Consider the following 8,438-nt stretch of genomic DNA (forward strand, 5'->3'; position numbering starts at 1 on the left):
TGATTCCGTAAGGGACAGACGAAACACTTAACGGGATTAATCCTTCGTATAGACGATTTTTGCTCGATAGCTTTGCCTTTTTAGGGTCTTAATGCTAAGAGAGCTACTGACTTTCAGGCGATGGTAAGCAACCCTTTGACTGAAGTCGAGGTCGGTATTTTCTCCAGTAAATTCACTTTCTCTGTCAAAGGTCACGCTAAATTCCACCGCCAAATTGCTGGTTAGTCCATTACAGTTTTCTTTTTCTAAGATCCCTCTGGCCGGGTTGTTTTTGTCGAGTGGAAGATTTCGTTGCCGGAAAGAGGCTGAAGCATATTCCCCTCATTTTATCCCTACTCCTCTTTAACGCTATTTCCATTTTCCCACACCTTTTTTTCCTCGGCGATTTCTTCTTTCAGGATTCCGTTGATATCCACCTTGGCTCCGCGTAGGTAGAGTACAGTGGTGCCAATCTCACGCGCTAGTGGATGGGTGATTTTTCCAATTTCCCGATACTCTTCGAAAAAATTCAGCTCCCGATCTGTGATCTCTTCGTCTCTCTCCCACACTAGGATCAGGTTATCGACTTTGGTTTCCAAATCAAACCAATAGAGGTAGTCGGCATGCATAGTCAGGGCCTGAAGCCCGGGGATTTTTGAGTAATAGTTGATCGCGCCGGCCTGGCCATAATTGTCGCAAATAATCAGCGTGCGGCCGGACTTGGGCATCATCAGATAGGCTGAGTCTACATGATGGGCCAGCTCACTCCAACCAAGCATATCCGCAAAGTCTTGGGGGATGGGATGGTCCTTGCCATCTTCCCATCGATTGAGGCCAAGAAGGGAATAGGCGGGTGGGTTTTTAAGGATCCTTTCTGGTGAATAATAGGGATGGATCAGAGGCAATGCAGGCAAAAACAGGAGTGGAGGTAATGCCAATGCTACAGGCTTCAGCCTTCTTTTCCAGCCGTTTTCCAACCACTCGGAGATCAAAACCGCACCGAATGCCAGAAGAACAGGATAGAGTCCGATGGCATAATAGGCTTTGGCCTGAAAATACGTGAAGATCCCAATAGTCAGGACAAAAGTCCAAAAGATGAAGCGATAGGAACTAAACCGTCTGGCAAGAAGCAAGGCAATCAACCCCGACACCCAGATAAAAAGTGCTGGGTAGAAAAACAGCAATTGCTCCATCAGAAATCCCATTCGGCTGATGTTTACGAGCTGGTATTTGCTCAGTAGGTTCATGTGGGTTATCACCGGAAATCCATTTTGATATTGCCAAACGAGGTTGGGTAGGACAAGCAGAATGGCCAATAGCAGGGCGAAATAGAGGTGTTTGTTTTGAAAAACAGTCCTTCTGGGCGTGATCAAAAGTGCAGGGAAAAGCCCCATGGCGAGGAATACGATGTTGTATTTGTTCAAGAAGCCAAAGGCAAAACTGATGGCCAGGAGATACAGCCATTTCGGATTTTGGGTCTGAAAAAATCGGACCAGCGTGTAAAATACCAAGGTCCAACAGAGAATGTCCAGAGAGTTGGGCTGGAATAGTATGTTAAGCCTGATCATGGCGGAGGACAGCATGGCTACGGCTGCTAGGGACTGTGCGAAAAGGTTGCCGCCCAGTTTTTTGACCAAGTTCCAAACCGCCCAAATTGTAAACGCACCTATCAGCGCCGGGAAGAAGCGCACCCAGAATTCCCCGTTTCCAAGCCATCGGATCAAAACCGAGATCCAGGAAGTCACTGGTGGGACAGATAGGTAGCCCCAGGCCAAATGGTCGGCTTGATCGAGGTGCAGAAACTCGTCCCGATGCAGGTCAAAATCGGGATGGACGACGGCATATTGGAGCGCAAACTTCAGCAGGATAAAAAAGCAGAGCAGAAAGTTTTCTTTCTTCATCTCGATGGCGGTTTTAGGCTCGACCAAGATACCGAAATGTGCGGACACGTTTGCCAATGCGGATTTGTCGGCAAGGGAAATAAAAAGGCTGGACTCCCTTCCTGGAAATCCAGCCTTTTTGTTGTTGAGCTAGAATCGATTAAGCAGGGATAGGCTTCAGGGTGCTGACCGAAAGACGGTTCCATGCGTTGATTGCGATGATCGCCATGATCGCTTGGGCGAGGTAATTCTCTCCTAGAAGTTGGACGGCTTTTTCATAGGTCCCTGTGCTGAGGCCATTTTCGCTGATCAGGGTCACTTCCTCGGTCACTTTGAGGAGGATTTTTTCTTCTGGGGAGAAAAGCTCCGTTTCATTCCAGGCATTGAGCAAAAGAATGCGCTGCAGGCTTTCCCCCTGGGCGAGTGCGTCTTTGGTGTGCATGTCTATGCAAAAGGCGCATTTGTTTATCTGGGAAGCGCGGATTTTGATCAGCTCCTTATGCGTGTGGCTCAGAGTGGATTGTTGAAGGTACTTTTCAATGCCGAAAAGTGACTGGTAGCCTTTGGGCTCCACTTGGTCTATTTGCAGTCTAGTTTCCATGGTTTTTGGTGTTATGATATTGGATAACCAAAGGTATGTGGAGCCATTCCCAAAAATCTTGAACTGGATTAAGATCGTCTTTTGCCCCGGAGTTTGCTGAGATACTCTGGGGTAAGGCCGAGGTAAGTGGCTAAGACGTACTGCGGTACGCGGCTGACAAAATGGGGAAACTGCTCGGTAAAATTGAAGAATATCTCTTCTTTGGAATAATTGAACAAGAACTTCAGCCGGGTGATGGCGGCGCCGTAGCCGATCTCGTACATTTGCCGAAAGTAGGATTCCATCACCGGATGATCCAAAAGAAGCGCCGAATAGCTACTTCTGGAAATGCTCCAGACTTCCGAGTCCTCGACCGCTTGGATGGTAGAGTCTGTAGCCCTTTGCTTGTAGAAAGCCTGATAGTCGCTGATCCACCAGTTCTCCAGCGCAAACTGGATGGATTTTTCCACGCCATGTTGATCGGTGAAATAGGCGTGGACACAACCCTTGGCGACGAAAAACAAGCGATCGCAAACCCGGTTGGCTGGCAAGAGGATGTCTTTTTTCTGGACGCTCTGCTTATCGAAATAAGCGAGAATCTGAGGATCGAGTGCCGGGTCAAGAGAAACGAAATTGCGGATATGGTCAAAGAGAGGTTGCGACATTTAAGGAATTTTTCGGATGGATGAGGTGAGAGGCAAAAGGGCAATTTACTCTTCCTTGAGCCAAGCCCAGCGCTCCGCCCAGTTAAGCAGGACTTCATCTCTCCACTTTTGGATAGTCTTTCCCCCTTGCAGTTTTCCATAGTAGAGCTCAGGATTGCTGCGGTCACTATACCAGTTTTCGCCAAGTTGGAAATCTGTGGAATTTGCCTTTCCTGGCCAGAGGTTGGTTACGGTCAATTGTCCCTTGGATGCAGGGAATCCTTCTATTGGGGAAGTAAAATTAAAGCTTAAAGTTTCCGCTTGCTTTGGCGCGTACTGCAGGGCGTAGCTGCCATCCCCCAGGTAATAGCCTGGCCAGACTTGGGAGGAATTTTGATAGGGGACTTCCATCCAAAAGACGGCTGAATCGGCTGGCACTTTGATCTTTGGCCCAGTAAACCGAAACTCAACCGTGGCACAAAAGGCGACCGAATCGCCAACCGAGGTGGCACGATCATACACCACCCGAGCACTTCTTTGGATAGGTTCGAAGCTTCCACCCCAGCTTTCCCCTTCTGGATCATCTGGATTGCCGTGCATCAGATAGAGCAGCGAAGGCGTGTCGCCCATTTTCACATCACCGTCATAATAGCTCTTGAAATCAGCCCCCAGATGTCCCGCTCCTTGGATATACTTTTCATAGTAGTTGGAGGTCTGGATCACGTCCGGAGCTTGATTGTCGGAGAAGAAGCCATAGTAAGAGGAGTTTACTTCGATCATCCAAAGGTCCGGATGGTTTGAAGCAATGTGGGCATAGGCATTGGCGCTCCACTTTTTGTTGGGACCGCCGATCCAGTAGACGCGGATGTTTTGCTGGATCTCGGGCGCGTCGTGCAAGGCCTGTGCGAGATCTTCCAATCCTCCCCAAACCAATATCCAAAGCGGTCTTTGGTCTTTCTTTTTCGCCGCTTTAATGATCCATTTTGAGCCTTCGGTGGGCGAAGTGATGCCCGAAAATGGCGCTGCGCCTCTCCTTCCTTGTTTAGTCACACGGCGGAGATCAGCGGGTTTCGCAAAACCGTTACCGTGTCGCTCAAGCTTAGGGAGGTCCTTTTCATATAGGTCTATCATGCGGAAAATCTCCGCTTTGCTGCCGGTGCCATAGGAAGGCGAAGACACCAGTCCTTCGATTTCGAACTTGTCGGTATACATCAGGAGGTGGGCCATGCTTTGGTTGTCGTCGGGATCAGTGCCGCCAATATCGGTGGAGATGATCACTCGAGGTTTTGGATTCGGGTTTTGGGAGAAAGAGCGGACTGAAAGGACGACGAAAAGTAATGTGAGAAAACGGTACATTGAACGGCGTTTTGGTGGGAAAGCTTTCAAATATCCCTTTTAGCAGCCAGAAACTGTCCTGCCTCGAAAGGGAAATAGAAAAAAGCCGGGATAAGCAGACTTTGAATTTTATGGAGGACTTAGCCTTTTTTCACCTTCGTGGCTACAAGATCCTAGTGGATGATCTTTTTCTGCAGATAGCTGTCATTGCAGGCTAGGGACGGTGCGGCGGCGCGGAATCCGAATTCTGCGTCTTCGACGACTTTTTGCCCTGTACGGATCGAATCAAAAAAGTTGGTGAAATGATCCAAATGGTCACCGTATCCGTCAGGCGCTTTGAATACCACATCTTCTTTGGAAGGTTTACGGCGCTGCTTCGGAGTCCTTTTGGCTTCGTAGTCCGCCTTCATCTTATCCTGCATCTGTTTCGAAAAAGTGAAAAGAGAATCATAGCCGCTCTTAAGAGTTCAATCGTCTTAGACAGGTTTCGTTTGCGACCGTTTGAAATTGGTGATTTCCTTTTATTGTTCTTTGAGCATTTTGAATCCATGTAGTTTCACGCCGCATTATTTTTTCTTTAGAATGAGTTTCAGCGTGAACTTCGTTCAGCATTGGGTTATTTGGAGATCTTGCTTGATCCATTGTTCTCCTCAGTTTGGATGTTTTGGGGCATTTGGAAAAGCCATTGCCGAAAGATAGGCATTCAACTCCATAAGGGGGTGTTCACTAAGACTTCGTTGTCTTTTCTATCGCCTAAATTTTTGGAAGGAGCTTGCCTTCATCTTTTATTAGGTAGAAGAGTAAATGGGACAGATTGATTGGAATGCAAAGTGTTTCGGAGCATTTAGTGTGATATGAAAAGCAGAATGTTTATTCTTAAAGTATAGGGTGCATATTTTGTTTCTTCTGTAACATTATTTTGTAATGGAAATTATATATAAACTATAGATATTTTGATCAATTGATATCCTAGGTGTTTTCTATGTTCAGGTTTTCTGACAGGCTTTTTGGCCGATAGTAAGGGGTTCTGTTGTAAAAACTGTTTATAGATTTTTTTTTTTTTTGCTTTTATTTTGTGGATAAGAATAAAAGATATTTATTGATTGGAAAGTAAAGTATTTCGGAATAACGTTTTGTTTGATGTCAAAAGCAGAATATTTTGTTCCAAGATGCAAAGTTCAAATTTAGGTTCTTTTACAACATTAAATTGGAAATGAAATAAGGGGTGGATTTAAATATATTCGCATCCATGCGCATTATTTATTCTCTATCGCGAAGTTTCAGGAAGTTCATCAAGGTTGTTGGTTGATATTAAATCTAACTGCTGGCTGGGATGGAATGCATTTATTTTCTGTTGAAAAGAATAATAGAGTATAACAATACATTAAATAGTTCTATGAGTATTTCGATTTAGTCTCATGTTAGGTTTAAAGATGGTTGTTGAAATGAAAAAGAATTACGGTCATGTCGGGTTTTGAAAAGAAGTCACCCCAAACTTTCATTGTGGATAAGACCCACAAACTGTTTCAGAAGTCGTCGGTTTCAATGGAAATATGCCTAGCAAACCCAAGTCTATATGGCCTAACGGCTGGTCGTCCATCAATTTTCTCTGAAAATTTGATGGACGATATCCGAATCGAATGCGTTCCTCCCTAGCTGTAAATGAGCGAGTTGATTTAATGCTTTTGAGAAGTATCCCAGAATCACCCGGTGGGATCAATTATAGTTTAGCAAAAAGATTGTGTTCACCCCGCACAGTGTTAAGGTTAAATTTTCCGCTCAAAATTTAGGTCAATTTCCGGCTAGGTTTCAATGGTAAAGATCACCCCATCCTGTAATCATCGAAAACATATCACCTAATTGAACATTGGTTTGATATACATAGTATGATGAAAGGAAATACAATACACGTTGAACCAAATACGCTTTTGATAGAATATGCTTACAATTAATGTCACCCTGTTTTTAGTTGTAGTATAGTATATCATTTCACCCAATTTGCCGACTGGATAATACTTGTCTATTGCCATCGGTAACAAATGTCTACAATTAATGTCACCCAACTTTTAGTTGTAGCATATTAAAACAATACACCCAATATGACCAACTGGCAAATGCTTATCCATTGCCATTGGAAAAATATGCTTACAGCTATTATCACCCGGTTTTTAGTTGTGGCGTATTTCGGCAATTCACCCATTTGACCAATCGGTTAAAATTCGTTTATCACCCCGCCAGGTGCAAGCCTGGGAATCTATTACCTATGAAAAACAAAATTACCTTCGCGCTGTTTTGGTATCTACTTTCATGCTCTTTGTATGGTATCAATGCTATAGCTAATGCCCATTCTTCATCTTGGGATAACGCCGCCAGTTCAGATCGGCCAGGTGTCAATTTTCCGCTTTCAATCGGGGCAGAAATTGAAAAGGAGCCACTTTCCGTTTCGGATGATTTCGTGATTAGGAGAAAGGCGGATTTCAACAACCACTCCGAAGGATATTATACCGATGCCCAGTATAAGTCGGATTGGAAGGTAGGCAAACTATATCTTCCCAATACCACCCAAGTTCGGACGGTCGACGGAAAGAAGGTCTTGGCCAGCTTTTTCCCCAAAGGAACCTGGGGTCGAGGCGGCGGATTAAACCAATGGAGCGATTTCCGAGATACGCCAGATGACATTACAGAGATCTATTGGACGTTTCGTATCAAATATCAAAATGATTTTGATTGGGCTCTTGGGGCCAAACTTCCGGGAGTAGGATTCGGTTTTGTTCAGACAGTTGCCTCTGGGGGAGCTGGCCCCGGCATAGGCGACAAGGGAGCAAGTCTAAGGTTGATGCAGGTAGCAGGCGGTAAACTCAAATTGTATGTCTACCATCACAGCATGGGCAATACCTATGGGGATGACATGGGCCAAGGTACATTTGGACAACTAAAAAGAGGAGAATGGCAAGAGCTGACCGTCCGAGTAGTGGCAAACCAAATCGGTAAGGCTAACGGGATCATGCAGGTTTGGTTGGACGGGGTGCTTGTGGCGTCGGCACAGAATATTGAAATGCGGACGGCTACAAGTCCGCAAAGAATCAATTCCTTGGCCCTGCATACTTTCATGGGGGGTAATAGTGAACTTTTTGCGCCGGATAGGGATCAGTTTATGTGGATGGACGACGTGCATTTTTGGCAGTATAGCAAAGAATATTTGGCTGCAAACTCTAATGTTGCACGTGGACTCCAACTCCATCCCGCGTCACAAAAACTGTATACGCCAATTTCTGGAGTTGCTAATTCCAACGCGAGCCCAACGGTTAGCATCACCTCTCCTTCCTCCGGCGAACAGTTCAAGGTTGGGGAGACCGTCTCCATCGCGGCGGCTGCGGCGGACAGCGACGGAACGGTGGCCAAGGTGGAGTTCTACAACGGGACCAGCCTGTTGAGCACGGACACCAGCGCTCCATACAGCTATTCGTGGTCGAATGCTTCGGCCGGCGAGTACAGCATCACTGCCAAGGCGACCGACAACAAGGGGGCCGTTACCAGCTCCGAGGCGGTGAAGATCACGGTAATGGCAAACGCGAGCCCAACGATTAGCCTGACCTCGCCTTCCTTAGGCGGGCAGTTCAAGGTTGGGGAGACCGTCTCCATCACTGCGGCTGCGGCGGACAGCGACGGGACGGTGGCCAAGGTGGAGTTCTACAACGGGACCAGCCTGTTGGGCACGGACACCAGCGCTCCATACAGCTATTCGTGGTCGAATGTTTCGGCCGGCGAGTACAGCATCACGGCCAAGGCGACCGACAACAAGGGGGCCGTTACCAGCTCCGAGGCGGTGAAGATCACGGTAATGGCAAACGAGAGCCCAACGGTTAGCATCACCTCGCCTTCCTTAGGCGGGCAGTTCAAGGTTGGGGAGACCGTCTCCATCGCGGCGGCTGCGGCGGACAGCGACGGGACGGTGGCCAAGGTGGAGTTCTACAACGGGACCAGCCTGTTGGGCACGGACACCAGCGCTCCATACAGCTA

At 46.9% G+C, this 8,438-nt stretch carries 6 protein-coding genes; 1 reads left to right on the top strand and 5 read right to left on the bottom strand.

Going from position 1 to position 8,438, the window contains the following annotated elements:
- Nucleotides 1-332: 332 nt before the first annotated feature.
- The 5 genes from J0A67_RS20160 to J0A67_RS20180 all read right to left on the bottom strand — a co-directional run bounded on the left by J0A67_RS20160 (nt 333) and on the right by J0A67_RS20180 (nt 4,840).
- Nucleotides 333-1,880, bottom strand: coding sequence for a glycosyltransferase family 39 protein (locus J0A67_RS20160; protein WP_206571195.1), 1,548 nt, complete (start codon nt 1,878-1,880; stop codon nt 333-335).
- 139 nt (nt 1,881-2,019) lie between these two features.
- The gene (locus J0A67_RS20165) at nt 2,020-2,460 is read right to left on the bottom strand and encodes a carboxymuconolactone decarboxylase family protein (protein WP_206571196.1); all 441 of its coding nucleotides are present in this window, start codon (nt 2,458-2,460) and stop codon (nt 2,020-2,022) included.
- Nucleotides 2,461-2,528: 68 nt separating this feature from the next.
- On the bottom strand, nt 2,529-3,104 hold the full coding sequence (locus tag J0A67_RS20170) for a Crp/Fnr family transcriptional regulator (RefSeq protein WP_206571197.1): 576 nt from the start codon (nt 3,102-3,104) through the stop codon (nt 2,529-2,531).
- Nucleotides 3,105-3,149: 45 nt separating this feature from the next.
- The gene (locus tag J0A67_RS20175) at nt 3,150-4,439 is read right to left on the bottom strand and encodes a nucleoside hydrolase-like domain-containing protein (protein ID WP_206571198.1); all 1,290 of its coding nucleotides are present in this window, start codon (nt 4,437-4,439) and stop codon (nt 3,150-3,152) included.
- A 152-nt stretch (nt 4,440-4,591) separates the two neighbouring features.
- Nucleotides 4,592-4,840 carry a hypothetical protein gene (locus J0A67_RS20180; RefSeq protein WP_206571199.1) on the bottom strand — a complete coding sequence of 83 codons (249 nt, stop codon included), beginning with the start codon at nt 4,838-4,840 and terminating at the stop codon, nt 4,592-4,594.
- A gap of 1,841 nt (nt 4,841-6,681) precedes the next feature.
- Here J0A67_RS20180 and J0A67_RS20185 point away from each other — a divergent pair.
- On the top strand, nt 6,682-8,438 hold a 1,757-nt coding region (locus tag J0A67_RS20185; protein ID WP_241265275.1), incomplete at its 3' end, for an Ig-like domain-containing protein.

Source organism: Algoriphagus aestuariicola (genome assembly GCF_017254835.1).
GTDB lineage: Bacteria > Bacteroidota > Bacteroidia > Cytophagales > Cyclobacteriaceae > Algoriphagus > Algoriphagus aestuariicola.